Source organism: Vibrio rubrogenes, assembly GCF_059641415.1.
This window is the reverse complement of the sequence record NZ_JCARSY010000029.1, coordinates 22,868-47,829: the sequence shown is the minus strand read 5'-3', so window position 1 is coordinate 47,829 and position 24,962 is coordinate 22,868. Positions and strand designations below refer to the sequence as shown.

Annotated in this window: 24 protein-coding genes; 16 read left to right on the top strand and 8 right to left on the bottom strand. The window is 47.9% G+C overall.

Features of this window, described 5'->3' with window-relative positions:
* Nucleotides 1-573 precede the first annotated feature (573 nt).
* Both AC55NX_RS16520 and AC55NX_RS16515 read right to left on the bottom strand, forming a co-directional pair.
* On the bottom strand, nt 574-1,527 hold the full coding sequence (locus AC55NX_RS16520; RefSeq protein ID WP_496996726.1) for an ABC transporter substrate-binding protein: 954 nt from the start codon (nt 1,525-1,527) through the stop codon (nt 574-576).
* Between the two features lie 169 nt (nt 1,528-1,696).
* Entirely contained in the window at nt 1,697-3,319 is a 1,623-nt protein-coding gene (locus AC55NX_RS16515) for a methyl-accepting chemotaxis protein (protein WP_496996725.1), read from the bottom strand.
* A gap of 708 nt (nt 3,320-4,027) precedes the next feature.
* On the opposite strand from AC55NX_RS16515, the gene AC55NX_RS16510 reads away from it, so the two are divergent.
* The 13 genes from AC55NX_RS16510 (at nt 4,028) to AC55NX_RS16450 (ending at nt 15,906) form a co-directional block, all read left to right on the top strand.
* On the top strand, nt 4,028-4,561 hold the full coding sequence (locus tag AC55NX_RS16510) for a cysteine hydrolase family protein (RefSeq protein WP_496996724.1): 534 nt from the start codon (nt 4,028-4,030) through the stop codon (nt 4,559-4,561).
* Between the two features lie 328 nt (nt 4,562-4,889).
* Nucleotides 4,890-5,240: a DMT family protein gene (locus tag AC55NX_RS16505; protein WP_077335074.1), complete on the top strand. Its 351-nt coding sequence runs from the start codon at nt 4,890-4,892 to the stop codon at nt 5,238-5,240.
* 174 nt (nt 5,241-5,414) lie between these two features.
* Entirely contained in the window at nt 5,415-6,053 is a 639-nt protein-coding gene (locus AC55NX_RS16500; protein ID WP_496996723.1) for a LysE family translocator, read from the top strand.
* A 300-nt stretch (nt 6,054-6,353) separates the two neighbouring features.
* Nucleotides 6,354-7,163: a helix-turn-helix transcriptional regulator gene (locus tag AC55NX_RS16495; protein ID WP_496996722.1), complete on the top strand. Its 810-nt coding sequence runs from the start codon at nt 6,354-6,356 to the stop codon at nt 7,161-7,163.
* Nucleotides 7,164-7,247: 84 nt separating this feature from the next.
* Nucleotides 7,248-8,492, top strand: coding sequence for a Zn-dependent hydrolase (locus tag AC55NX_RS16490; RefSeq protein WP_496996721.1), 1,245 nt, complete (start codon nt 7,248-7,250; stop codon nt 8,490-8,492).
* A gap of 15 nt (nt 8,493-8,507) precedes the next feature.
* A complete protein-coding gene (locus AC55NX_RS16485) occupies nt 8,508-9,416 on the top strand; it encodes a dimethylarginine dimethylaminohydrolase family protein (protein WP_496996720.1) in 909 nt (302 codons plus the stop codon).
* Nucleotides 9,417-9,483: 67 nt separating this feature from the next.
* Nucleotides 9,484-10,326 carry a sugar phosphate isomerase/epimerase family protein gene (locus AC55NX_RS16480; RefSeq protein ID WP_496996719.1) on the top strand — a complete coding sequence of 281 codons (843 nt, stop codon included), beginning with the start codon at nt 9,484-9,486 and terminating at the stop codon, nt 10,324-10,326.
* 61 nt (nt 10,327-10,387) lie between these two features.
* Complete coding sequence (locus AC55NX_RS16475) at nt 10,388-11,458, top strand: isopenicillin N synthase family dioxygenase (protein ID WP_496996718.1); 1,071 nt, start codon at nt 10,388-10,390, stop codon at nt 11,456-11,458.
* A 109-nt stretch (nt 11,459-11,567) separates the two neighbouring features.
* Nucleotides 11,568-12,362 carry a transporter substrate-binding domain-containing protein gene (locus AC55NX_RS16470; RefSeq protein ID WP_496996717.1) on the top strand — a complete coding sequence of 265 codons (795 nt, stop codon included), beginning with the start codon at nt 11,568-11,570 and terminating at the stop codon, nt 12,360-12,362.
* A 122-nt stretch (nt 12,363-12,484) separates the two neighbouring features.
* Nucleotides 12,485-14,014 carry an amino acid ABC transporter permease/ATP-binding protein gene (locus tag AC55NX_RS16465; RefSeq protein WP_059122375.1) on the top strand — a complete coding sequence of 510 codons (1,530 nt, stop codon included), beginning with the start codon at nt 12,485-12,487 and terminating at the stop codon, nt 14,012-14,014.
* A complete protein-coding gene (locus tag AC55NX_RS16460; RefSeq protein WP_496996716.1) occupies nt 14,014-14,745 on the top strand; it encodes a class II aldolase/adducin family protein in 732 nt (243 codons plus the stop codon). The genes AC55NX_RS16465 and AC55NX_RS16460 overlap by 1 nt, the downstream gene beginning before the upstream one ends.
* Nucleotides 14,746-14,749: 4 nt before the next feature.
* Nucleotides 14,750-15,643, top strand: a complete 894-nt coding sequence (locus AC55NX_RS16455; protein WP_496996715.1) for a 2-hydroxyacid dehydrogenase — start codon at nt 14,750-14,752, stop codon at nt 15,641-15,643.
* Between the two features lie 20 nt (nt 15,644-15,663).
* Entirely contained in the window at nt 15,664-15,906 is a 243-nt protein-coding gene (locus AC55NX_RS16450; protein WP_496996714.1) for an alpha/beta fold hydrolase, read from the top strand.
* A 107-nt stretch (nt 15,907-16,013) separates the two neighbouring features.
* Here AC55NX_RS16450 and AC55NX_RS16445 read toward each other — a convergent pair whose 3' ends face one another.
* The 5 genes from AC55NX_RS16445 to ugpB form a co-directional block, all read right to left on the bottom strand.
* Entirely contained in the window at nt 16,014-16,823 is an 810-nt protein-coding gene (locus AC55NX_RS16445; RefSeq protein ID WP_496996713.1) for an HAD-IIB family hydrolase, read from the bottom strand.
* Nucleotides 16,816-17,922 carry a sn-glycerol-3-phosphate import ATP-binding protein UgpC gene (locus AC55NX_RS16440; protein ID WP_496996712.1) on the bottom strand — a complete coding sequence of 369 codons (1,107 nt, stop codon included), beginning with the start codon at nt 17,920-17,922 and terminating at the stop codon, nt 16,816-16,818. The genes AC55NX_RS16445 and AC55NX_RS16440 overlap by 8 nt, the downstream gene beginning before the upstream one ends.
* Before the next feature lie 3 nt (nt 17,923-17,925).
* Nucleotides 17,926-18,774, bottom strand: coding sequence for a sn-glycerol-3-phosphate ABC transporter permease UgpE (gene ugpE / locus AC55NX_RS16435; RefSeq protein ID WP_496996711.1), 849 nt, complete (start codon nt 18,772-18,774; stop codon nt 17,926-17,928).
* Nucleotides 18,774-19,655, bottom strand: coding sequence for a sn-glycerol-3-phosphate ABC transporter permease UgpA (ugpA, locus tag AC55NX_RS16430; protein WP_496996728.1), 882 nt, complete (start codon nt 19,653-19,655; stop codon nt 18,774-18,776). Before ugpA ends, ugpE begins: the two co-directional genes overlap by 1 nt.
* A 62-nt stretch (nt 19,656-19,717) precedes the next feature.
* Entirely contained in the window at nt 19,718-21,025 is a 1,308-nt protein-coding gene (ugpB, locus tag AC55NX_RS16425; RefSeq protein WP_496996710.1) for a sn-glycerol-3-phosphate ABC transporter substrate-binding protein UgpB, read from the bottom strand.
* 233 nt (nt 21,026-21,258) lie between these two features.
* Here ugpB and AC55NX_RS16420 point away from each other — a divergent pair, with 233 nt between their 5' ends.
* Complete coding sequence (locus tag AC55NX_RS16420; RefSeq protein ID WP_496996709.1) at nt 21,259-21,969, top strand: glycerophosphoryl diester phosphodiesterase; 711 nt, start codon at nt 21,259-21,261, stop codon at nt 21,967-21,969.
* Between the two features lie 120 nt (nt 21,970-22,089).
* Nucleotides 22,090-22,845: a DeoR/GlpR family DNA-binding transcription regulator gene (locus AC55NX_RS16415; protein WP_496996708.1), complete on the top strand. Its 756-nt coding sequence runs from the start codon at nt 22,090-22,092 to the stop codon at nt 22,843-22,845.
* Between the two features lie 56 nt (nt 22,846-22,901).
* Here the strand turns inward: AC55NX_RS16415 and AC55NX_RS16410 are convergent, their stop codons facing one another.
* Nucleotides 22,902-23,828, bottom strand: coding sequence for a LysR family transcriptional regulator (locus AC55NX_RS16410; RefSeq protein ID WP_496996707.1), 927 nt, complete (start codon nt 23,826-23,828; stop codon nt 22,902-22,904).
* 244 nt (nt 23,829-24,072) lie between these two features.
* Between AC55NX_RS16410 and AC55NX_RS16405 the strand changes: the two genes are divergently transcribed.
* On the top strand, nt 24,073-24,933 hold the full coding sequence (locus tag AC55NX_RS16405) for a prephenate dehydratase (protein WP_496996706.1): 861 nt from the start codon (nt 24,073-24,075) through the stop codon (nt 24,931-24,933).
* Nucleotides 24,934-24,962 lie beyond the last annotated feature (29 nt).

The window sequence follows — 24,962 nt, the reverse complement described above, 5'->3', positions numbered from 1 at the left end:
CAAGCCGATACCCTAGAAAAAACAATGCCGCTCTCCTTAAGTGAACGGCATTACGGCAATCATGGCTGCCTTTTTCTGTTCTGACGCCTCAATCGCACCAGCACCATCGATATTACAGCATAAAAGATAAAGTGATGTGAAATTACTGATATTTGCGGTGTACGAGATGTTGGCATCGAGACGGATATACGAATAAGACGGATTATAATACATATACAGTCGGAGATTGTTTTGATTATGCCTTTTGAGGAATATTTTTTGCAAAATGAGAAATTTTTTCATTTTGAGAATTTATTATGAGTCAATATGCTATAAATTGATTTCTTAATAAACAATATTTAATAAAAACAATAAGTTAAATTTTATTAAAGAGTTGGCATGTATAGTGCATTATTAAGAGTGATCCCTTTTAAGCCGAAGGATCACCTAGCCAACTGACGTTGTTAGTGAACCAAATTTGTTCATATTGATAGCCAGTCACGATTTTGTGATTGGCTTTTTTTATGGGGCCGGTTTTACAGGGGCGATGCAATTGGATTGTTCATCCCCCCCCTGCCAGCAGCCTATGATGAATTATGGCTGTTGTGATGTAGCCGTTGATTCTGTCGAGGTGGGCTGCGGACGAGAGATAAACTCAATTGGTGTGTGTAATTGGCCTTGAACCGTTTTTCCCTGAAGCGCTTCATGAATGAGCCAGACGCCCTGATAACCCATTTTAAACGGGAGCTGAATCATATAGCCGTACAGTTCTCCCTTCTTGAGGCTTTCAATAATTATTTCTTGTTCATCAAAGCCGATGTGAATGACATGAGATTGATTGGGATAGTTTTCTCGTGCAATCAACACGCCAATCGTCGTGGTATCATTCGGGGTAAAAATGCCATCGACATTAGAAAATTGTTTCAGCAGTGCAGCTGCCTTTGAACGCGCATCACCCACTTGCGTGCCCAGATAAGTATCGGCAATGATTGTCAGCCCAATCTTTTGGGCTTCATCCGCAAAGCCACGTTCTCTTGCATCTGTCGATGCAACTCCTTTCTTGAGGCGGAAAAGCACGACATTTCCCTTATAGCCTAATGCTTCCCCCATTTTTTGAGCGGCCAGCTGTCCCGCAGCGTAGTTATCCGTGGTGACAGAAGCAAGCCGCTCGCCTCCGGTATCCCGATCAATATAAATCACCGGAATGCCTTCTGCTTTTAAGCGAGCCATGTCCTGATTGCGACTGACATCTGATGGTGCTATCACGAGACCGCGGCAGTGGAACAGCTTCATCGTATTCTCTAAGACGAATTTTTGCCCGGTAGAATCGGAATCTTCAACGGTTCCTCTGGCGTAGACTTTCAATCCCAATTCTTTGCCTGCTTGGGTCGCACCCTCAATGACCTTTGACCAAAATGGCCGGTTGGTACTGCCGGATGTGATCACCGTGACACAATTTTGTCTCTCTTCCGGGGCGGATTGTGCACTCGGGGGAACGACCAGCGTGAGGATAAAACCAGTGATAAAAGCCGACATCCTGAAATTCATAGTTTTTCCTTCTTCGTCATCGTGACATCATCCTGTTCATTATAAGTCTGATCTCATAGTCGTGAGGAAATAAATGTAAACTTGTCGCCAAAGTCACGTCGTGAATTTTATCCGTACGCGATAAAGTCATCCGTTCATTTTGAAGCCTGCCCACCGTGCACGTTGCACGTTAGTTTGTTTTAAACTGATGGCTCAGATTCAGCAGCTGTCTCGCACTGCTTTCCAGTTCTGTCGCCGCCCCGGAGACTCGCTCAGTATCGTCATAGGCCTGCGTGATTTGAGTAACGGTCAGCTCCATTTCTTGCTGAATATCATTCGCTTGCTGCTGTGTCTGTTGACTGTCTTGCACCCAATGGGTGATTTTTTCCTGCTGATTGAGAATCGTTTTAGCGCAATGCTTTAACTGCGCATAGCCTGACTGGGATGCTTCAGTCAGAGCCGTCATTTCATTCACGGAGTTGTCCATCTGATGACATGCATCGCTGATGCTGGTGGTGATCCGGGAAAGGGTTTCCTGAATCAGTCCCAGATTTTTCTCGGTATGTACAGAGAGCGAACGGACCTCATCTGCGACCACGGCGAACCCGCGTCCTGCTTCTCCGGCCCGGGCTGCTTCGATGGCAGCATTCAGCGCTAACAGGTTGGTTTGATCGGCCAATGAATGGATCATATCGAGAATCGAATTAATCTCTTTGGTGTCTTTACTGAGCGCGGTTAGCTGTTCTGACAGGGTCAGTTCATTTTTGAGATTACGATTCACGGCTTGATCGAGATTGGAGAAGGTTGCTTCAATATTATTGAGTTCCGCGACAGCGTTGCTCAGTTCTGTCGAAAGCTGAGTGCTCTGATCGGCATTGGCTGCCAGTTGATCATACATGGCGTGGCTACGATGGTTGGTACTGCCGACTTGTTCCTGACTACGGGTCAAATTACGCTGGATACTTTGTGCGTTTTCAGACACTTGGTCAGAGAGCCGCACGTTGTGGTTCGCGGCTTCACTGACCTGATTGATGCCGGCAGCAAAGCGGGTGAATAGCCGATTCATATCCTCACTGATCGCACCGAGTTCATTTTTGATTTTACTATCAAACTGTTGCGTTAAATCGAGATGCTCTGCAGCCGCAGCCAGTTGTGCGCGAATTTTTTGCAGATGACGCAGTAATGGGGTACAGAAAAACCAGAAAGCCATGGTTGATAATACAAAGCCCAGTAAGGCAATTTCAGCGTTGGTAATCAAATACCCATTGAGTGTTTTATTAATGTGGTCAATCGGTACATCAGCACCAGCGATATATAGTTTTCCATTCGGTGAGTGAAAGGGAATAAATACTGATCGGAAGTTGCCTTGGTCATCGGCATAATCTTCGTAGGCAAGGTGTGGGGTTTGAAAGACATCTTGCAGCAGATCGCTTGCATCTTCATATTCGCTCATATAACGCTCGTATGTGCCATCGGCAATCGTTGCATCCGGTGCGCTGGTAAAGCTCTGAAATATTTTGCCGTTTTTTTCGACCATGGTGTACACGTAAGTCATGTTGGCTCGTTTGGCAAACGCAGAAATCTCTTTCACACGTTGCAAGTATTCATCATCACTGATGCTGGTTCTGTCTTGATAGTCGGCTCCGAGAATGGTCGGTAATGCGGTTGCGCTGATTGTGAGTTGAGCGTCAATGCTTTTCAGTAAAAGCTCTTTTTCATTATTGTAAGAGAAATAAGTAAAAAAACAGCTGATGAGTAAATTGATGAGTACAGCCAATATCAGTAGTTGTGAGCGTAAACTCTGAATATTCATACAAGCTCCATGTAATGAGTGGTTATATTGACCACGGTCCGGATACAGTGTGTTTTATCATGCCGTACTTTGAAATGACTCGGGCATATTTCCTTTTGAGTCAGTATATTACGAGAATATATTTGTCAGAGGAAAGCATTCCATCAGAATACATAATAAAAAACTTAAAAATAGTCAAAAATAAATATATATGATTATGATTGAGTGATATCAAAGTATTATAGTTGTTTTGCAACTGAGTGCATTTGTGAGAGCTAATCAGGCATCCTGAATCAGTGTCGACCGTTCAGAATGTTTTTTGCAAAATGGGAATTGATTTTTATTTTGCATTTTAGTTATGTCTGTATATGCAATAAAACTAATCCGTTAAAATAAAAATAAAACAAAATCAGCATGTTAAAAATAAATAAAAAATGGCACGTATTGTGCATTATAATAGATTGACCCTTTTAAGCCGAGGGTCACCTAGCCAACTGACGTTGTTAGTGAACCAAATTTGTTCATATTGATAGCCAATCACGACCTTGTGATTGGCTTTTTTTATGCCTGTCAATTCATCGATTGGACATACCGTATTTTTATGGTCGATAAGCGATTGAAAGTAGGAATTACTGTCGCAGTTTGCTATAAATAAATGCCAGTTTTATTGGTGTTGATAGTGACCTTTCGGGTGTGGAAGGGCGTTAGCCTGCTTACAAAGGAAATTTTATGAAATCGGCAGTACTTGTGATTGATGTTCAGAATTTTTTATTTGACCCAATGCCTCAACCGTTTGAAAAAAATGAAGTTTTAACCCGAATTAATCAAGTCACAGATTGGGCGCGCCACCAGCATATCCCGGTCATTTTCATTCAACACGAACAAGCGGGAACGCCCATTGAGTATGGCTGTGAAGGCTGGCAATTGCAGTCATCATTACATGTGGAAGACCGTGATCATTTGGTACGCAAAACCACGCCGGATTCATTTTTACGTACAAACTTGGCGGCGTTGTTACAAGAGCTCGGTGTTGAGCATCTTTATATCTGCGGCTATGCCACAGAATTCTGTGTCGATACAACGACCCGGCGGGCCGCGGGTCTGGGCTATCCAGTCACTCTGGTGGCAAACGCACATACCACTCATGACAAAGCGCACGCGACCGGTGAACAAATTCGGGCTCATCATAATGCGACATTGCCTAATATATCGAGCTTCGGTGTCAAATTAGAGGCCATAACCACTGAAATTTTGGTGTCATAGAGACATGACGTATAAATAAGAAAATCGGCAATCTGTATCATTGATTAACCATCAGACAAAGATGCATACAGTTGGATGCCCGGTTTTCTCTTGTGGGAATAAAAGAGGGGCCCATATGGATTTTACTGAGCCATATAGTCAGTCAACTCAGAAGGTAATTAATTTTTTATTGAGTATATCAGATGCTGAATAGAGAGGATGTATAACCGGATAATAATTAAATGTCATTGATATTTGCTTTGGTACACAAATTTGTTTCCACAAATTGTTTGTTAATTGTTTAGATAAAAACGCACTCATTTAGGCGTTATGAAAAATAAGAGAAACTATGCATCCAATATTAATCTCAATCGGTTTACTGGTTTGTAGCAATGTATTTATGACATTTGCCTGGTATGCACATCTGAAAGAGCTGAGTAATAAGCCTTGGATCATCGCAGCATTAGTGAGCTGGGGCATTGCGCTTTTAGAGTATTTATTTCAGGTTCCGGCCAACCGTATCGGTTACACTGTATTAACTGTCGGTCAGCTGAAAATTATTCAAGAGGTCATTACGTTATCGGTGTTTGTTCCGTTTTCAGTCATGTATCTCAAAGAGCCGCTCAAACTCGATTATTTATGGGCGGGTCTGTGTCTTGTCGGTGCGGTCTATTTTATGTTTCGGAGTCGGTTTGCATAATCAATGCCTCCTATTGTTTTCCCGACCGATGGGAGAATAAAATGACGCATTTCATTGTTTATTTTGTGTATCCCTACTTTTTTCAATTGAATGATTGCCCCTTAATCAATGAGGAGCGAAATTATATGGACTTCAGCTTGCTGAACTATCGACTCAATACAACAACGGTTATGTATGTTTGACTACTCTATTATCCATTGGATAACATTTTTATCTGCGGCGGTGTTGCTCAATCTTTCTCCGGGCCCGGACATGGCATTCATCCTTGGGCAGACCTTACGTAGTGGTCGTCGACACGGCATTGCAGCGATGCTTGGCATATGGTCTGGCGCGTTATTGCATGTCGTTATGGCAGGGGTGGGGTTATCGGCAGTCCTTGCGACATCTGCTTTAGCATTTTCAGTGGTCAAGTGGGTTGGAGCGGTATATTTGGTATGGTTGGGTATCAAAATGCTTTTTTCGCAAGGTGACTCCTTTATCTCTGGTGACAACCAAAGCGGCAGTGTACGGATCCGGTCAGTCTATTGGCAGGGGATTCTTGTTTCAGCGCTGAATCCGAAAGTCGCCGTATTTTTCCTTGCTTTCTTGCCGCAGTTTGTCGTTGCAGGTGCAGGCCCCGCGAGTGCTCAACTGTTATTGCATGGAAGCTTGATTATTGTGGTTGCAGCTTTTATCGAACCGCCGCTTATTATTGTGGGTTCGAAACTGGGAACTTTCCTGAGGAAGAATAAGCGAGTCGGCTTGTGGATAGATAGAAGCCTTGGTGCTATGTTTGTTGCCTTGGGAGTGCGCTTGGCGGCGAGTACGAAATAAAGCGGCTTATCACTGTTACGGTAAATGTGGTTTTGAAGGTACCGGAGAGCTGTATCTCGTCGTCCCGCAACATATCATGCAACGCAGCGTCGCGGTATCAGCTTTCAATCGATAGTCGGCATCGGGGTTATATCACCAGTGGTAATCTCGTTGGTGAAGTTCGCTATATTTTTAAGTCATGACCTGACAGGCACTTTAACTGAGTAAATCATACATCTCCCTTATAAATCCTAAGACAGCATGTATGATATCTGATACCTTGAACAACATAAAACCAGCAACACAACAGCCGATTGATTCATGTTTTATCACCATTCTGATGCCAATAATGCCACCATTCACGGAATTGCCGATCTGATCCTTGCAATTGGTGAGCCGGAGTTTTTCGACAAACTCACCTATTTGCTGCGTACAGCGGCGAGTTTTGATGATTACGTGATGCTGATTTATCACCCGTCGAAAGCGCCGACTGTGTTGTGCTCTTCATTTGCGGTGGATGAAATTGCAGTATGGGATAAGTATCTACAGGGGGCGTATCTGCTCAGCCCGTTTTACGATTATTGTGCCAATCAAGGCAATGAAGGGTTAGTGACGTTAGATGAGATCGCACCGGACGATTTTTACCACAGTGCCTACTATGAAGAGTATTTTCGCCCCTCGCAGCTGATTGATGAAACCTGTTTTTGCGTGCAGGGGCGAAACAATAACGTCTATTTGTTATCGCTCGGCCGTACCGAGACGCTGGCCAAGTTTAATCAGCGGGTGTTAACCCGGCTACGGGCGCTGTATCCCATTTTAAGTTCGACGGTGAAAATGCATGATAATCAGAAAATGCCGCCGGAACGTGACTCGAACATGCAGGTAAAAGAGTACATCTACAATTTTGGCACCGGAGTGCTGACACCGCGCGAAAACCAAGTGATGCAACTGTTGATTCGCGGCTATTCCAGCAAAGAGGCCGCACGGCTGCTGGAAATTTCATACGAAACCGAGCGGGTGCACCGTAAAAATATCTACAGCAAACTCGAAGTCAGCTCTCAACATGAATTGCTGGCCAAGATCTTTGATGACTTAGTCAACCTCGAACCAGCTTCGCACTTCTCTCGTTAAGCGTCTATACCTCAATCGGGTAATAGCATTGCCAAGTCACTTGTCGCTAATCTGTAGTGAATCGATCACAACAGCGACACGCCTATGAATACCTTGTCTCCCAATTCACTGCGTATTAACGCATCCCGATTACTCCAGTTTATCAGTGAGATGGCGCAAGTCGGCGCAACACCAAATGGCGGTTGTAACCGTCAGGCGCTGACAGACTTAGATCGCCAGGGGCGAGCGCTGTTTCTCAATTGGTGTGATGCCATCGGCGGGCAGCCGCGCCTCGATAGTATGGGCAATCTGTTTGTGCGTTTTCGCGGCGACAATGATGCGCTTGAGCCGATTTTGATGGGATCGCATTTAGACACGCAGCCTACCGGCGGCAAGTATGATGGTGTTTATGGTGTACTCGCCGCGCTGGAAGTGATGACCACACTGGCTGACAGCAACATGACCTTGCCACACCCGGTCGAGATTGTGGTCTGGAGCAATGAAGAGGGTGCACGATTCAGTCCGGCCATGTCTGGCTCGGGTGTGTTTGCCGGCAAGCTGAATCAGGCCGATGTCTATCGTTCGTTAGACGACAATGGCGTGAGTTATTTGGATGCGCTCACCCGAAGTCAGCAGCTTGGCACCGTTCCTTGCCAAGCCTTTCCATTTAAAGCCGCGCTTGAGCTGCATATTGAGCAAGGGCCAATTCTTGAAGCAGAACGAAAAACCATCGGTGTGGTGTCTGGCGTGCAGGGCATGAACTGGTATCAGGTCACGCTCAGCGGTGAGTCGGTTCATGCCGGTCCGACACCGATGCAGATGCGTAAAGACCCCGTGCAAGGTATGACAAGAGTGCTGAGCAAACTGTTTAGCAAAACCGCTGAGTATGGTGAAGCGGCGCGGCTAACCGTGGGCAAAATCGCCACTTATCCGTCATCGCCCAACACCGTGCCGGAACGCGTCACATTTACCTTGGATGTCCGCCATCCGAATCAGGCTGAGTTGGACGCTTTATCTCGAGAAATCTTGGCGCTGTGCCAGAGTGCGGCAAGACCACTTCGCCTGAGCACTGACATTGAGGTGTTATGGCAATCGCCTGCGGTGGCATTTGATGCTCAGTGTATTGATGTGATTCAGACTGCGGCGGATCAGCTGGAACTCGGTTCGATGTCGATTGTTTCCGGTGCCGGACACGATTCTGTGTATTTGTCATGCGTCGGGCCGACCGCAATGATTTTCGTACCGTGCAGAGACGGTATTTCTCACAATGAAAAAGAGCACACCGAGCCTGCACAATTGGTCGCCGGTGCTAATGTTCTGCTTCATAGTTTAATTCAACTTTCAGAATAAAAGGATTGATCGAATATGACTTTTCCATTGCGTCGACGCCAGCTTGAAGGGGGTACGGAGCCGTTATCGGATTGGGGAATTTACTCCGAGACAGGCCGTTTACAAGAGGTGTTGGTAGGGCCGATTGATTTCTATGAGTGGCGTACCGGTAACTCGACGTCGCGCCGCCATATGAATGGGGGCGCACGCTATGACCTCGCGGTCGCCAAAGCGCAATACAACGAGATGCTCGATGTTTATCGTCAGGCTGATGTGAATGTCCATTTTCTTGGCGCAAAAGCGGATCAACCTTACAGCCTTTTTGCTCGTGACTCTTCGGTGATGACGCCGTGGGGACCGATTATCAGCCAGATGTACAGCCCGTGGCGTCGTAGTGAATGGGTTACAGCGTTGGCGTTTTACCAGCAAGCGGGGATCCCGATTTATGATGTAGTGACTGCCGGTTGCTTTGAAGGTGGCGACTTTATGCTGATTGAACCCGGCGTGGTGCTGTGTGGTTACTCCGGTGAGCGCACCAGTGAAGCAGGACTCGCTCAGGTGAAAAGTTGGTTTGAAAAAGAGGGCTGGGAGTTTTTCGCTGTTCCATTCGACTCACACTTTCTACATATGGATGTGCAGTGCGTGATGGTTGCCGAAAAACTGGCTGCGGTATGCACCGCTGTGGTACCCGATGAACTGCTCGCATGGCTGAAAAGTAAACAGATCGACATCATTGATATTCCGTATAAACAGGCCATGGAGCTTGGCTGCAACATTGTTTCGCTGGGCAATGAGCGGGTGTTGATTCCTGAAGAAAGTCTCATACTCAAACAGCAGTGTCATGCGCGTGGTCTGACCGTGTTTGACCCGGATATCGCGATGATCACCAAAGGTGGCGGCGGTGTGCACTGTATGTGTCAGGCACTCAAACGCAGCGAAAAATAGTCGCCGTCGTTAAGCAACATTTTTAAGAAAAGGGATAAGCTGAGCAGCAAGCTACAGGGAAATCGAGATGGAACTTGAGTTGTACCGAACATTGTGGGGGGTGAGCGAGCCGTTAAGTGCTATTGCCCCCCGACTCAAACAAGCCGGTTTTGACGGCGTCGAAGGGCGAGTGATCCTTGATGACCACAAGCGCGCTGCATTTAAACATCAGCTCGCGCAAACCGGGCTGAGTTACATTGCGATCATTTTTACCGGTGGTGATGTGATTCCGGATCAGAGCAAAACACCCGATGAGCATTTAAACACACTTGAAATCCAGCTTGAGTACGCCAAAGCGCTCAATGCCAGGTTTGTCAATGTGTTGGCCGGTAATGACCGTTGGCCGATGGAGACACAAGTACGATTTTTCAGTCGTGCCGTCGACATCGCCAGTCAGGCCGGGATTGTGTGCAGCTTTGAGACCCATCGCGGCTCATCCCTGTATAGCCCTTGGGTGACGCTTGAGCTGATGGCACGTGTGCCGGAGATGGTTTTTACCATGGATATCAGCCACTGGGTTTTAGTCTGTGAACGTTTGCTGGACCGCCCGGAAGATGACTTAAGCGAGTATTTGCAACGTGTATTTCACGTACAAGCGCGCGTTGGCTATGACCAAGGCGCGCAAGTGCCACACCCCGGTGCACCTGAATATCAAGCTTCTCTGACCTTTCACCAAATCCTGTGGCAGCAAGTTTGGCAACACCATTTGGACAGCGGACGCTCTGTGACCACCATGACTGCTGAATTTGGCCCGGATGGCTATCTTCACCATTTGCCGTTTACCAATGTGCCGGTCGCGGATCTGTGGTCACTCAATGACTGGATTGCTAAGGAAGAACGCGAGCATTTTCAATGTTTTGCAGAACATTAATGTTTGATATGACAACCATGTTCTGCACCATAGAATAAGCGGATTAACAAAGGATTGAATCATGATCGACACAGCCAAATCGTTTACCGAAATTCCTGTGGTTAACGTGCGAGGATTATTTAGCGATGCGCTGAGCGAGCGTCGGCGCGTCGCTGCTGAAATGGGCAAAGCTGCGCGCGAAGTGGGTTTTTTATACGTTACCGGTCACGGCATTCCCGCTGAAACCATCACCGGGCTCCGCCGGGCGGCAAAACGTTTTTTTGCGCAGTCATTTGAAGAAAAAATGCGTTACTACATTGGTCATTCGAAAACTCATAAGGGGTTTGTGCCGGAAGGCGAAGAGATCTACGGCAGTGGTAAACCGGATCACAAAGAAGCTTACGATGTTGGTTTTCCCGCGCCGAAAGACAACCCGTATGTACTGAGTCATACGCCATTGATTGGTGAAAATGAATGGCCGGAACTAAGCGAGTTTCGCGAACCGATTCTTGATTATTACACCACAGTATTTGCGCTGGGACGCAAACTGTTTTCAGGGTTTGCGCTGGCGCTTGGCCTTCGTGAAGACTACTTCGATGCGATGGTGACTTGCCCGCCCGCCAAACTGCGCCTGATTCATTATCCCTACAATGGTGAAGCTGAGGATCGCCCGGGCATTGGTGCGCACACCGATTACGAGTGCTTCACGATGCTGCTCTCCGATCAACCCGGTTTGGAAGTGATGAACGATCACGGCGACTGGATCGATGCGCCACCCATTCAGGCGGGTGATGAAGAAGCGCTGGTTATCAACATTGGCGATATGTTAGAAGTATTCACATCAGGCCAGTTTGTTGCGACGTCGCACCGAGTGCGTAAAGTGGCGCATGAACGTTACTCGTTCCCACTGTTTTTTGCCTGTGATTACGACACGTTAGTCAAGCCTTTGCCTCAGTTTGATGATGGCCAAAGCGAGTACAAGGAACTCAGTATCGGTGAGCATATGTATAGTCAGGCGCTGCAAACCTATCGTTATTTGCGCGAAAAAGTCGCCAAAGGCGAACTGAGTTTGCCGCCGCGTGCCACAGGCGTTGCGACGTTTGGCCATCTTAAAAAGCATAAAAGCTCACCGCTTGAAACTCAGCAAGCCTGACGCATAAGCGATAGGCTTTGGGCAAGCCGGGTTATTTGACCGGTCCGGACACCGTTACTAAGCAACACATAAAGCCAGTTTTACATTACAGTCACAAGGAAGATAAATCATGGAAAGAATCAAATCACTGTTGGTTGGCGCTATGTTGGCGACCGCGTTGAGTTCAACGGCGGCGATGGCGGCCAATACCCTGAATGATGGTAAATTTGTCGTCGGAATGGAAATTAGCTACCCACCGTTCGAGTCTTACGATGGCGATAAAGTGGTCGGTTTTGACCCGGAATTAACCGCGTTGTTAGCTGGTAAAATGAGCCTTGATTACAGTTTCCGCGATAACAAGTTTACCGGACTCATTTTAGGCCTTAACTCAGATAAATTTGATGCGGTCATTTCAGGTATGTACATCATTCCTGACCGCTTGAAAAAAGCCGATGCAATTCCTTATGCGCGCACTGGTGCGTCAATCATGGTGGTCAAAGGCAGCGATATCTCACCAAAAACAGAAAATGATTTGTGCGGCGTGAAAGTCGGTTTGCAGCAGGGGACAACTTGGGTTAAAGCGCTGAATGAGTTATCCGAATCTTACTGCGAGCCAAAAGGTCTGGAACCGATTCACGTTCAAGAGTTCCCAACGGCGCCGGAGGTCACCCAAGCGCTGATGTCGCGTAACGTTCAGGCACAGCTTGAAATCGCCGGTGCGGCGCAGATGTTTGTTGAACGCACCAAAGGTCGCGTGCAAATCAGTTCAGACGACTTAGTGTTTCCACAAACGCTCGGTATCTATGTCAAGAAAGACAATGCACCGCTGAAAGCGCAGCTTGAGACGGCAATGGCAGAAATTAAGGCCGACGGGTCGTATGGCGATTTGATCAAGAAATACGATCTTACCCCAGTTGAGAATTGAGAAGTAATCCTGTGCGCCTTGGTCGGCTTGCATTATCGTGGTAACGGTAAGCGTCAGGGCGTGAGTATTGCTGATTCATATTCAAGCTTGGCTTGAGAAGCCAGAAAGTCGCCGGAGTTACAATGAGTTTAGATTGGGAATATTTCTTTTCGCTATTTACCATGGCCGCGTTTTACCATGCATGCGTGACCGTCATCGTGTTAAGTACGTTGTCGTGGGCGCTGGGTGCCGTATTGGGGTTTGTGGTTGCGTGCGGTAAATTATCAAATAAAAAATGGTTATCTTTGCCAACCTCGCTGTTTGTATGGTTCTTTCGCAGTGTGCCGCTTTTGGTGGTGTTAGTGTTTGTCTACAACATGCCGCAGTTGTTTCCATCCACCGGTACCTACCTTGGAGTACCGTTTATCGCCGGGCTGGTGAGTATGGTCGTGACCGAAGCTGCCTACATGGCGGAAATTCATCGTAGCGGCTTGCTATCGGTGGCCAAAGGTCAGCGTGAAGCGGGTCATGCGCTCAGCATCGGATTTTTAGGCGTGCAGCGTATGATCGTGATTCCTCAGGCGATTCGTGTGTCGATGCCAGCGATGATCAATGAGTTCGTCACCATCATCAAACTCAGCTCGCTGGTGTCAGCTATCTCACTTCCGGAGCTACTGCAAACCGGTCAGCGCCTCTATTCACAAAACTTTCTGGTGATGGAAACCTTGCTTGCGGTTGCTGCGTATTACGTGGCGATCGTGACCATCTTTGGCTCAGTGCTACACTGGGCTGAGAAGAAAATGGACATTCCATCACGCGCACCGGAAACCCTATCGACCAAGCAGTGTGACAAACTGCGCAGTCAAGCCATTGCGGTGAACAGCGCAGTGCTGCCAAAAGTCAAAAAAGGCGCCCCGAATGCTATTGAACTACAAGGCATTACCAAATCTTATGGCCGTCATCAGGTATTGAAATCGATTGATCTCAAAGTCAAACCCGGTGAAGTGCTGAGTATCATCGGTCCGTCGGGGTCGGGCAAAACGACCTTGATTCGCACCATTAACGACCTCGAAAAGATCGATGGCGGTGAAATTGTATTGTATGGCGAGGGCTACATCAAAGGCGGAGCCGTCAACAACAAACGCCGTATTCGTGAAGGCATCAAACGTATTGGTATGGTGTTCCAATCGTTTAATTTGTTTCCGCACAAAACTGCGCTGCAAAATGTGATCATGGCGCCGCGCTATCACGCTAAAGCGGCGTCGTATGAAGATGCCAGAAAACAAGCGCTGTTTTTGCTCGACCGGGTCGGTTTGCTTGCTCATGCCAACAAATATCCGCATCAGTTATCGGGAGGTCAGCAGCAGCGCGTAGCGATTGCTCGATCGCTGGCAATGTCGCCTGATATTATGCTGTTTGATGAACCGACTTCGGCGCTCGATCCTGAAATGGTCGGCGAGGTCCTGAAAGTGATTCAAGACTTAGCCAAAGAGGGCATGACCATGATCATCGTTACTCACGAGATGGACTTTGCGCTGTCGGTGTCGGATCGCGTGATTATGATGGAGAACGGCGTGGTGGCGATTGATGCGTCGCCGAGTGATATTTTGAATAAAGAAAATGATAGCCAAGACTTTGAACGCGTTAAAGAATTTATGGGGAGAGCCGCTTGATGGATAGCCGGGAAAGACAATTGCGCCAAGACTTAGCCGCCGCCTATCGCTTGGCAGCGATGCTGGGTTGGGAAGATACCCTTTATACCCATTTCTCGGTGCGTTTACCGGGGGCAGGGGAACCGTGCTTTTTGATTAACCCATTTGGTTTGATGTTTGATGAAGTGACCGCCAGCAATTTGATTGTTGTCGATGCTAACGGCGAAATCATCAGCGGTGATGCCAAATATAATCCGGCAGGTTTTACGATTCACAGTGCTGTGCATATGGCGCGTGAAGACGCGCACTGCGTCATTCACACTCACACACTTGCCGGCATGGCCGTAGCGGCGTGTCATAAAGGTTTGCTGAATCTTAACCAAATCAGCGCCGAATTTCACAATCAAGTCGGTTATCATGACTATGAAGGTGTGGCATTTAATCTTGAAGAGCGCAGTCGTATTCAAGCCTCACTTGGCGACAATATGGCACTGATTCTGCGTAATCATGGCTTACTCAGCGTCGGCGAAACGGTCGCTGATGCGTTTCAGGTGATGTTCTATCTCAACAGAGCCTGTGAAATTCAGCTTGCAGCAGGGCAAATGGCGGGGCTTTCTGACATTAACGTGATTCCCGCTAAACTGGCCGATTACGTTTCCGGTCAGTTTAAGAAAGTCGCTCATGAACGCCATATTGTATGGCAGGCTTGGCTGCGTAAACTTGAACGTTTAGACCCCTCATATAAGGATTAAGAGTGTGAAACCTGTGGTTTTGGTCGTAACCAACAATCCCGGCTTTAGCAAAATTTTGCTTGAATACGCAGCTAAGCATCAAAGTGACGTGGACTGGGTGCTACACGACGATCCTCGCGCTGCAACGGCGCAGGTCGCGGCTTGTTGGTATCCAAGCCCGACTTTGACGCATGATTTTCCCACGCTGAAATGCCTGCATTCTCTTGGTGCCGGTGCCGATAATTTGGGGCCATTGCTGACCTCGGGGCTGAAGATTGAACGCATGGTCGATGCTGAACAAAAGCACGGTATGTTTGAATACGTATTGTGGGGCGTCCTTTATTACCAGCGCGATATGGATCGTTACCAAAGCTTTCAGCGTCAGAATCTCTGGCAAGAATTACCGCAACGCGCTGCCAGACAGATCACCATCGGTGTTCTGGGGCTTGGTGAAATTGGCGCGTATGTCGCGACTCATCTGGCGCAGATGGGCTATGTGGTGCGCGGGTGGTCGCGTTCGGAGAAATCGCTTGAGGGCGTGACTTGTTTCGCGGGCGCTGACGCGTTAGAGCATGTGCTTGACGGGCTGGATGTGCTGGTCAACCTGCTGCCACTTAATGCCGAAACCGAAGGGCTGCTGAATGCACAAACACTCGCCAAACTGCCAGACAATGCTGCGCTGATTCACTGCGGCCGCGGCGCGCATTTGGTGGAAGAGGATTTAATTGCAGCGCTTGACAATAAACGTCTGCGCGGCGCTTTGCTTGATGTGTTTGCCACCGAGCCACTGCCTGTGGACAGTAAACTTTGGCAGATGGAGCAGGTCGTTGTCACGCCACATATTGCATCCAGCGCCAGTTTTGAGGCGATGGTGAGGCAGATTTCTGCTGTCGCGGAGCGATATCGTAAGTTGATTTGATTAGCTCAGGTTACAGCGATATGCCTGATTCATTTGATTATTCCATTGCAAATCATGCGAAATATCTTGAAGAGTTATTAAACTGTTTATGTGTAAGTCATATTGTTATCTTTGGTCATCGTATGGGCGGTGCTGTCTCTATTGTCTTAGCCGATGTTATGAAAGATAAAGTGTGCGCGCTGATTTTAAGCGAGGCAAACCTTGATTCCGGTGGTGGATTTTTCAGCAAGAGAATTGCAGATTATCGTGAAAGCGATTTGTGAAATTCAGCCCCCGCTTTCCCGGCATCCCTGAATGTTTGCGGTCAAATGACAAAGCTAACGTCCTGACACCGGGGTTAGCTTTGTTTTTATACGGGGTGATGGCTTCGTCACATCTGCCGTAGTTGCAATAAGTTATCGGCCAACTCAGAGAATCCATAGCCGCCATTGCGTTCGGTGATAAAACTGGGTTGATGGGTTAAATCGTCCATGATGGCGAGAATATTATTCACGCCAAAAGTCAGAGGCAGCCATGCGAACATACTTTCGTCATTATGTGAATCCCCGACGTAGGTCACGGTTGCCAAATCAATGTCATCTTGCTCCGTCATTCGGTGCAGAAACGATTGACCACTGCGTTGTTTACTATGTTCTCCCACCCACGCATTGATATGGATCGAGCTCAGCATCACATTGACCGATTCACCATCGATATTTAAGTCACGAATCTGCCGGGCAATTTCCTGAGCAATTGCTTTGTTCACCGGAATGCGATCCTGACTCAAATTAATCGCCACGTCGCAGATTCGGTAACCTTGGTCTGCGGCAAAATCGACGTCTGGATAATCCGTTAAAATCGTACTGATTTTTTCTCTGAGCTGTTCCTGACGCAAACGCATCGTTTCAATCGGTTGGGTGTAATGGGTTTGAAAACCGTGGCGATTTTTGAACATCCAGAATGCGCCATTTTCCCCAATCACTCCATACAGCGGCCAAAGTTTGGCGATATGATCGCACCAGCCGGCACAAGCGCCGGTCACGGCAACGACTTTCACTCCGGAACGGTGCAATCGTTCGAGCGAGGCGAGTGTCTCCGGTGGAATTCGTCCGCGCCATGTTAAGGTGTCATCCACATCCGTGAGTAACCATTCTATTTTTTTTGCTCGCTCTGCGGTCAGTTGCTTGATCAGACTAACCATTGATAACCTCGTTCTGTACGGTGGTTGATAATGGAGAAGGCAATCGTTGTTCACTGGTCGTATCAAACAGATGGATATGTTCGGGCGGAATCGCCAGACTTAAGGTTTCACCGATGTCAAACTGCCGTCCTTCATGTACGCGAATGATCAGCTTTTGGTCTTCACGGCCACGGATGTGACAGTACAGTAATAAGTCTGCTCCCAATGCTTCCATCATCTCGATGGTCGCCTCAAACATCGGATGATCCTCAACGATCTGAATATGTTCCGGGCGCATCCCCAGCATAACTGGTCCCTGTTCCCACCATGTTGTATCCATCTTTAATTCATACAGCCCCAGTTCGAGCCCGTTGTTCGTGACAAGGCCATTCAGAATGTTCATTGCCGGGGCTCCGATAAATGTTGCAACAAATAGTGAGGCCGGTTGTTGGTAAATTTCCATCGGGGTACCGACCTGTTCGATATTACCTTTGTTGAGCACTACCAGTTTATCGCCTAATGTCATGGCTTCGACTTGATCGTGGGTGACATAAACCGAGGTGGTTTGTAAACGGCGCTGGAGCTTTTTGATCTCCAGACGCATCTGCACGCGGAGCTTGGCATCAAGGTTTGACAGCGGCTCATCAAATAGAAACACCTTGGGTGAGCGCACGATAGCTCGTCCCATCGCAACACGCTGGCGTTGCCCGCCCGAAAGCTGTTTGGGTTTGCGTTCCAGCAGATGATCCAGTTCTAACATGGTTGCCGTTTCTGTCACCATCTCGCGTATTTTCTCTTTGGGAACTTTGCGGTTTTTCAGCCCGTAAGCCATATTGTCGAACACCGACATATGTGGATAGAGCGCATAGTTCTGGAATACCATCGCGATATCTCGCTGCCCCGGTTCAAGATTGTTGACCGGTTGTTCATCGATCATCAACTGTCCGGCACTGATTTCTTCGAGCCCGGCAATCATTCTGAGCAGGGTCGATTTGCCGCAGCCACTTGGCCCGACTAAAACCACCATTTCACCGTCGTCAATGGCTAGGTCAACGCCATGTATCGCCTGAAATCCGTTTGAATAAGACTTTTGAATATCTGTTAATGTTAACGTCGCCATGATTTATTTCTCCGAATCGACCAAACCCTTCACAAAGGCTTTTTGCATACCGATGACCACCAGAACCGGCGGTAGCATTGCAATGAGGGTAATCGCCATAATTTTGTTCCATTCAACAATGCCATCATTGACGTTTAATAGCTGCTTGATGCCCATTACGATGGTGTAGTATTTGATGTCTGTGGTAATCAGTAGTGGCCAAAGATATTGGTTCCAGCCATAGATAAAGGTAATGACAAACAGGGCTGCAATGTTGGTACGTGACAACGGCAGCAGGATGTCAAAGAAAAATCGCCACGGTCCCGCGCCATCGATGCGTGCGGCTTCGACCAACTCGTGCGGTACGGTCATGAAAAACTGACGGAATAAAAATGTCGCGGTGGCACTGGCAATCAGCGGAATCGTCAGTCCGTAAAACGAATTCAGCATGTGTAAGTCAGTAATCACTTCAAAGGTGGGCATAATGCGCACTTCAACCGGCAGCATGAGCGTGAAAAAGATCACCCAGAAGGCCAGCATTCTTCCCGGAAAGCGAAAAAATACCACGGCATAAGCCGACAGAATGGAAATGACCAGCTTGCCGACGGTGATACAGAGCGCCATGATCAACGAGTTGGTCAGCATTAGCGCAAGCGGAAAGCGGGAGCCATTGACCTTGTCGTGTGAGTAAAACAGCGCTTTAAATACATCCAGCCCGAGATGACCGAACCATAACGGTGTGCCAGTTGCAAAATCACTGTTGCTGTGTGTGGTTGCCACAATCGCCAGCCAGACCGGAAATGCTACCGAAGCAATGCCGAGAATCAGCGTCAGGTGGCAAAACAATTTGAATAAGGGTCTTTTTTCAACCATCAGTACGTCACCTTTTTCTCGACATATTTAAACTGAATGACGGTGAGCAGGGCGACAATGATCATCAGAATCACCGACTGCGCTGCCGACGAACCCATATCCAGTCCGATAAAACCATCGTTATACACTTTATACACCAGCGTTGAGGTGCTGTTGCTCGGGCCACCCTGAGTCATGGCATGAATGATGGCGAAGGTATCAAAGAAGGCATACACGAAATTCACCACCAAAAGAAAGAAACTGGTCGGGGTAATCAGCGGGAAACTGATGGTCAGAAAACGTTTGATGGGGCCACTGCCATCAATGGCAGCCGCTTCATGCAGCGATTTCGGCACCGACTGCAATGCGGCAAGAAAAAACAGAAAGTTGTAGCTGACCTGTTTCCATGTCGCGGCAATCACCACCATGATCAAGGCTTGGGTACCATTCAGTTTCGGGTTCCAGTCGATACCGAGATGACCGATCCAGTCACTCACAATCCCGATGGTCGGGTCGAACAGAAATAGCCACAGCGACCCTGCGACCACCGGTGCGACCGCATACGGCCAGATTAGCAGGGTTCGATAGGCCAGCGCCCCACGGACAACACTTTCTGCCACTCCCGCTAACACCAGTGCACTGACAAGTGCCAAAACGGCAACCGCACTGCTGAACACGAAAGTGGTACCGAGTGACTCAAGATAATGACTATCGGTGAATAAATGCAGGAAGTTTTCGGCTCCGACAAATTCGGTGGATATGCCAAAGGCATCTTCTAGCTGGGTAGACTGGACAATCGCTTGTCCGGCCGGCCAGAGAAAGAACACGAACGTAATAAACAGTTGAGGTGCCATGAGCATCAGCGGTAACCAACGATGCTTAAACACCACTTGAGATGACATCATAATCAGTAAACTTATTTCAGGTGAAAGCGGATCGAACCGATCCGCTTATGTGGAACACATTATTTTTGCGTGCGTTCAAAGCGGCGTAATTGTTCATTACCACGTTTGACTGCATTGTTGAGCGCTGTTTGGGCTGATTCTTTGCCTGCCCAGACCGCCTCAAGTTCCTCGTTAATAATGTCTCGCGTCTGAAGGAAGTTACCGAAGCGGATCCCTTTTGAGTTTGCGGTCGGTTGCTTGGAAGTCATCTGAATGACAGCCACTTCGGCCCCCGGATTTTTCGCGTAGAATCCCTGCTGTTTGGTTAACTCATATGCTTGTTTGGTGATCGGCAGATAACCGGTAAACTGATGCCAGTCTGCCTGAACTTTGGCACTGGATAAGTATTTAAAGAACTTCGCGACCCCTTTGTACTCTGCTTTCGAGTGGCCTCTGAGCACCCATAGCGATGCGCCGCCGATGATGGTATTTTGCGGTGATTTGATCACATGCGAGTCGTAAGGAAGCTGAGCCACACCGACATCGATGCCTTTCATGTTTTCTTTAATACCGGCGAGACCGGCAGAAGAGCCCATGCTCATCGCACACTCTTGGGTATAGAATAGTGGCATTGCATCAGACTGACGGCCGCCGTATTTGAATACACCGTTCTTCGCCCACTGGGCCATCTGATTGATATGGTTGACGAAAGGTTTGGTATTGAATTCGAATTTAGTGTTCAGACCGCCAAAGCCGTTGTTTTGCGTTGCCATCGGAATGTCATTCCGCGCGGCGAAGTTCTCGATCTGAGTCCAGGATTGCCAGGTTGTCGTGAAACCACATTTTGCGCCCGATTGCAGGAGCTTCTGCGACACTTCATTCATCTCATCCCATGTTTTCGGTGGTGCAGCAATACCGGCTTTTTTAAACATATCTTTGTTGTAATAAAGCACTGGGGTTGAGCTGTTGAACGGCATCGAGAGCATTTTGCCATCATTGGTGGTGTAGTAACCGGTGACTGCAGAAAGATAATCATTGGGGTTAAACGGTTCTTGGGTATCTTTCATCAGTTTGTAAACCGGATAAATCGCTTGCTTTGCGCCCATCATGGTCGCCGTCCCGACTTCGAATACCTGTACAATCGCTGGCTGCTCTTTGGCCCGGAAAGCGGCAATCGCACTGGTCATCGTCTCGGCATACGTCCCTTTGTAAACCGGCTTAATTTCGTATTGATCCTGACTCGCATTAAAATCAGCAGCGATCTGGTCAACTTTTTTCCCTAAAGCACCGCCCATTGCGTGCCACCATTGAATTTCGGTTTTGGCAAAAACTGGTGCGCTGACCAGTGTCGTTGCGAGCGTTAAACCAATGAGTTTTTTAAGCATCATGCTATTTTTCCCTATCATTCTCATTTTAAGATTCAAGCGAACATTCACGGAGGGTGAAATCACGCTGTTGATGTTCATATGAACGCTACGCAAGCCAAATGACGCTAAAATGACAAGTAAATGAATTTATTTGAACAGTAAGACTGTCATCAGAACGCAATCTTTCCGTCACATTGATTTGAAATTCTTCCTTCATTGATATGAGTAAGCAAGCATCCGTGGGGAAGATAATTATGCAAGTCATGGCGCACCGAGGGTATTCAAGTCAGGCCCCGGAAAATACGTTAGCCGCATTTAAACAGGCCATTGCGTTTGGCTGTCAATGGATTGAGCTGGATGTTCAGTTAACCGCTGATCAAATCCCCGTGGTGATTCATGACCAAACATTAGAACGTTGCACCGACGGCGTCGGTAAGGTCGCGGAACTTACATTCAGTGAGCTGACCCAATATTCGGCGGGTCATTGGTTTGATCAAACATTCAGGGATGAGACGGTGCCAAGCTTAGAAGCGACCTTACAACTCGCCGAACAGCACCATATCAACCTGAATATCGAGTTAAAGCTTTACCCTGAAGATGACGAAACCTTGCTCTGTCAGCGGGTTGCGGCAGTGATTGATGCGGTCGGGATTGCTAAGGAACAGTTGCTGTTTTCCAGTTTCAGCATAACGGCACTGGCGATCATGCAACAAGTGATGCCCGGGATTCGGCGCGGACTATTGTGGGAAACCATGCCAGTTGATGCTTTTGAGATTCTGAAGACGTTAGATGCCTTTAGTGTTCACTGCGATTATCGTCATCTGGATGAACAGCAAGCCGCAGCGATTAAACAGCGGGGTTATGCGCTTTATTGTTACACCCCGAATCAGCCGCTGGAGGTTGAAGCGCATTGGCGGTGGGGAGTGGATATGATGATCACAGATAAACCGCACTGCTATGTTTAATAAAATATAGGTTTAATAAAATATAGGTTTATAAAACAGTATCAACCAATAAATAAGAACGAATCCGTTGCTGCAAATCATGAAAGTGACGGCTGTTTTTTCAAGGTTGACAGGTGATTGATGGAAAATTTAACTGTCCGCCAAGAGCAAATTTTGGCACTGGTTCATCGTGATGAATATTGCGCTATTGAGGCGTTGTCCCAACATTTTGCGGTGACGACTCAGACGATTCGCCGGGATATCAATGCACTCTGTGCGATGGGACTGGCAAGGCGACATCATGGCGGGGTCGGTTTGCCGGCGACGCTGTCGAATCGCAGTTATTTAGCGCGTCAGGCAACCGACCAGACCGAAAAACGCCTGATTGCCGAACAAGTGGCACCGCTGATCCCTGACGGCAGTACTGTTTTTCTGGGCATTGGCACCACGATCGCGTTGATTGCCGAGCGTTTGGTGCACCATCAAGAACTGCGCGTTGTGACCAATAATTTTGAAGCGGCGCATATCCTTTCTCAACATGAGCAGGTTGAAATCTGGCTTCCGGAGGGACGGATCCGCAGTCATGACGGGGATATAGTCGGTGAAAATGTCAGCCAGTTTTTTAGTCGCTTTTCAGCGGATATTGGTATTATTGGTTGTGCCGCTGTCAGTCGTTTGGCCCAACCGCCGATGCCCGGTCAGTCTCATCCTGAACTGGCGGAATTCGCTATGGAATACGAACTCCGTGAGGCAGCGGTCAGTCAGGCCATTATTCATCACTCACAGCAAAAATGGCTGGTCGCCAGTCCGGCGAAATGGCAAAGAAAAGCCAATGCCAAAGTGATTGCGCTGAACCAGTTTGATCGTATTTTTACCGCGGAATCATCACGCGATTGACCGATAGGTTGATGCCGGCGGTGATGTATGTCCGCACCGCCGGCACGAATCAATCCTCAATGAAACCGAAATGTTGCGGTGAGTTGCTGTGTCATCTCGTCGATAAACACCCGTACGCGGGCGGGCATGTACTGGGTTTGTGCGTACTGCATGACAATCGCACCGTGATAGCTGCTTTTAATGCTCCAGTCGGGTAATAGTCGGACAATCTCACCACTGGCTAATGCTTCCCGAACCACAAAGTCGTGAAAAATGCCGATACCCAATCCATGTTTGACGCCATTCAGCCGCATCTGTGAATGATTGACGGCATAGCGTCCGGTGACGGTGACCGTATGGGTTTCCTGCATGTGCATAAACGTCCAGTTATTGTCTTTATTATGTTCGGCAAGATAGAGACAGTCGTGCTGTTTTAAGTCCAATGGATGGTGCGGTTGTCCTCGTTCAGCCAGATAATCCGGGCTGGCGCACAGCACTAAATTGGTCTTGCCGATTTCTTTCATCACCAGATTCTCGTCAGGTTTGTCGGTTAAACGAATCGCCACATCAATATTGTTTTTAAACAGATCAATATGTCCGTCCACCGAGCGTAAGCGTAACTGAATATCCGGATACTGTTTGAGGAATGGCACGACCAAAGGTTGCAGGACTGAATTGAGAAAGGCTTCCGGTGCTGCGACCGTCAGCGTTCCCGACGGATGAATATGCTCCGAGGTTGACAGATCAACAGCCTGTTGGGCTGCTTTCATCATCACCAGACATTGGTCATAAATCTGTTGACCCGACTGGGTAATCATCAGTTTACGGGTGGTTCTTTCCAACAATTTGACGTGTAGCGACTGCTCCAGTCTGGTCACTAACTTACTCAGTGCTGACGGGGTGACCCCGAGTTTTGCGGCGGCAGCGGTAAAACTGCCTTCGTTGACAATCAGAATGAAGGTTGCCAGATCCGGTAATAAGCTGATTAATTGTGTCTGAAGCATCGAAATAGGCCATCTCGTCAAAAGGTTACCGCGCCTATCATACCGGAGTGTCGACGGGAGCGGATAGTACGATGAGAATAGTGCGATGAAAATAGTGCGATGAACAGCCCCGATACATTTTATGTTAGAATGCCGGCGCATTGTCGGTGATTGATCGGCGACGTGCACGGATAAAAACCAGCACTAATATAAAAACGCACACACCAGAAAAATGCTATCGATAGACGACGAGTTTGGAAAGGACATGAGAAAAATTGCAACACTAGGGCCACGGGGAACATTTTCGGAGACGGCGACACTGCGCTACATCACGGAGCAGTCAGCTCTGCCCATGGATACACCAATGTTCCCGTACGAATTGGCATATTTTTCTTCAATCGAACGGGCACTGGATGCGATAGGTTCGGTGTGTGATGTCGGCGTTTTGCCGATTGAAAACTTCTCTGAGGGGTTTATTCCCTCTGTGCTCGATCAACTGATCCATGCGGATCTTAAAGTTATCGGTGAAGTGATTCTCCCTATTCGTTTTGCTTGTGTGAGCACGGTGGCGTTGCATGAGATTCAACAATTATTTGTTCAGTTCGTCGCGAAAGGGCAATGTAGTCGTTTTATTGAATCACTGGGGACATGTCAGATTGTTCTGACCGAGAGTAATACCGAATCACTGGCACTGGCGCGTCAATCCTCACAGCCCTGTGCTGCAATTGTACCGGCTGATAACGTGCAGCAAGAGACGTTTGCCGCAGTGGTTGAGAACGTCAATGACTATGAGAATAATCAGACTCGGTTTTTGGTCTTTGCCGCGCAACATTATCCGGAGATTTATTATGCTGAAGCCGACTATAAAACCAGCCTGATTGTCGTCGATGAGCATGATCATCCCGGTTTTCTCGGGGAGATTCTGACCTCTTTTTCACGACGAAAAGTCAATCTGACGTCGATTATTTCCCGCCCGACCTGTACTCAATTCGGTAAATATCACTTTTTTATCGATTTGGACGGGCACCACCAAGACCCGGCCGTCGCAGCGGCTCTGACCGAAATCGAGGCGATCAGTAAAGTGAAATGTCTCGGTTCTTATTTAAAAGCCAACACCGCAGTCTAGTCTGACGAGGTGCGCTGGTGGTCTCAGCC